The organism is Nitratireductor luteus (assembly GCF_026162365.1).
Lineage (GTDB): Bacteria > Pseudomonadota > Alphaproteobacteria > Rhizobiales > Rhizobiaceae > Chelativorans > Chelativorans luteus.
Genome location: NZ_JAOANW010000034.1, coordinates 1 through 2,500 on the forward strand (window position 1 = coordinate 1; position 2,500 = coordinate 2,500).

The 2,500-nt window shown below is 56.3% G+C and carries 1 tRNA gene and 2 rRNA genes (1 of these 3 cut by a window edge); all 3 read right to left on the reverse strand.

Going from position 1 to position 2,500, the window contains the following annotated elements:
• Position 1: 1 nt before the first annotated feature.
• Positions 2 to 78 (reverse strand) — tRNA-Met (locus tag N1058_RS23925).
• A gap of 161 nt (positions 79 to 239) precedes the next feature.
• A 5S ribosomal RNA gene (gene rrf, locus N1058_RS23930) occupies positions 240 to 354 on the reverse strand.
• 191 nt (positions 355 to 545) lie between these two features.
• Positions 546 to 2,500, reverse strand: a 23S ribosomal RNA gene (locus N1058_RS23935); it runs 952 nt beyond the window's last position.

The window sequence follows — 2,500 nt, forward strand, 5'->3', positions numbered from 1 at the left end:
GTGGTTGCGGGGGTAGGATTTGAACCTACGACCTTCAGGTTATGAGCCTGACGAGCTACCGGGCTGCTCCACCCCGCGTCACCGATCCGGTTTTTTTTCCGGGTGGCCTGCTTGTTTGCGGGCCGTTTTGCGGGGATTTGGCCCCGTTTTTTCGTGAGAACGGGCTGGTGGGGCCCGTTGCCGCCGTTTGGCGGGTGCTGACTGGCAGATATTGTGAGAGAACGACATGCGTTTGGCAGACCTGGCAGCGACCTACTCTCCCGCGTCTTGAGACGAAGTACCATCGGCGCTGGGGCGTTTCACGGCCGTGTTCGGAATGGGAACGGGTGCAGCCGCCCCGCCATGACCACCAGGTCGGCAAAGCGCATGTTGTTTGAGAAGCTGGTTTTGTCTTTTTTGCCTTTCCGGCGTCGTTGTCGCGCTGTCCGGGCAAAGCCCGGGCACGCGACCGCGTGCCGCCGGTCGTCCGGCGCGCTTGGCTAGAGCATAGGCCCGCAGGGCCGCTCATGCGTGAGCGCTTCCAAAGATGGATATAAGCAATGAGAATGATCAAGCCAATCGAGCTATTAGTACCGGTAAGCTTCATGCGTTGCCGCACTTCCACACCCGGCCTATCAACGTGGTCGTCTTCCACGGCTCTCAGGGAATACTCGTTTTCAGGTGGGTTTCCCGCTTAGATGCCTTCAGCGGTTATCCCGACCGTATATAGCTACCCTGCTATGCGGCTGGCGCCACAACAGGTCCACCAGAGATACGTCCATCCCGGTCCTCTCGTACTAGGGACAGATCCTGTCAATATTCCTACACCCACGGCAGATAGGGACCGAACTGTCTCACGACGTTCTGAACCCAACTCACGTACCGCTTTAAATGGCGAACAGCCATACCCTTGGGACCTGCTCCAGCCCCAGGATGCGATGAGTCGACATCGAGGTGCCAAACAACCCCGTCGATATGGACTCTTGGGGGTCATCAGCCTGTTATCCCCGGCGTACCTTTTATCCGTTGAGCGATGGCCCTTCCACGCGGGACCACCGGATCACTATGACCGACTTTCGTCTCTGCTCGACTTGTCTGTCTCGCAGTCAGGCAGGCTTATGCCATTGCACTCAGCGAACGATTTCCGACCGTTCTGAGCCCACCATCGCGCGCCTCCGTTACTCTTTAGGAGGCGACCGCCCCAGTCAAACTACCCACCATACACTGTCCCGGACCCGGATGACGGGCCGCGGTTAGACATCCATGACGATAAGGGTGGTATTTCAAGGGTGGCTCCACAGAAACTGGCGTCCCTGCTTCAAAGCCTACCACCTATCCTACACATGTCGACACGAATGCCAGTGTAAAGCTATAGTAAAGGTGCACGGGGTCTTTCCGTCTAACCGCAGGAACCCCGCATCTTCACGGGGAATTCAATTTCACTGAGTCTCTGCTGGAGACAGCGGGGAAGTCGTTACGCCATTCGTGCAGGTCGGAACTTACCCGACAAGGAATTTCGCTACCTTAGGACCGTTATAGTTACGGCCGCCGTTTACCGGGGCTTCGATTCAGAGCTTGCACCCCTCCTCTTAACCTTCCGGCACCGGGCAGGCGTCAGACCCTATACGTCGTCTTGCGACTTCGCAGAGCCCTGTGTTTTTGATAAACAGTCGCTACCCCCTGGTCTGTGCCACCCCCCAACGGTTGCCCGCTAAGAGGTCACGCTTATCCCGAAGTTACGCGTGCAATTTGCCGAGTTCCTTCAGCAGAGTTCTCTCAAGCGCCTTGGTATGCTCTACCAGTCCACCTGTGTCGGTTTCGGGTACGGTCTATACGGAGGAGCTATTTCCTGGAACCGCCTGGCCGCCTCTCCAATCCGATAAGGAAAGACAACGTCCGCAATCCGTCACTACCTCCAGGCCCACGATTATTAACGTGGTTCCCATCGACTACGCCTTTCGGCCTCGCCTTAGGGGCCGGCTAACCCTGCTCAGATTAACTTTAAGCAGGAACCCTTGGACTTTCGGCGAGGGGGTCTCTCACCCCCTTTATCGTTACTCATGTCAGCATTCGCACTTCCGATACCTCCAGAAGCCCTCACGGGTCTTCCTTCATCAGCTTACGGAACGCTCCGCTACCGCTTGACCCTTGCGGATCAAACCCAAAGCTTCGGTGCATGGCTTTAGCCCCGTTACATTTTCGGCGCAAAACCCCTTATTTAGACCAGTGAGCTGTTACGCTTTCTTTAAATGATGGCTGCTTCTAAGCCAACATCCTGGTTGTTTTGGGAGTCTCACATCCTTTCCCACTTAGCCATGACTTGGGGACCTTAGCTGTTGGTCAGGGTTGTTTCCCTCTCCACGACGGACGTTAGCACCCGCCGTGTGTCTGCCAGATAGTACTCTCGGGTATTCGGAGTTTGGTTAGGTTTGGTAATCCGGTGAGGACCCCTAGCCCATCCAGTGCTCTACCCCCCGAGGTATTCGTCTGACGCTCTACCTAAATAGATTTCGCGGAGAAC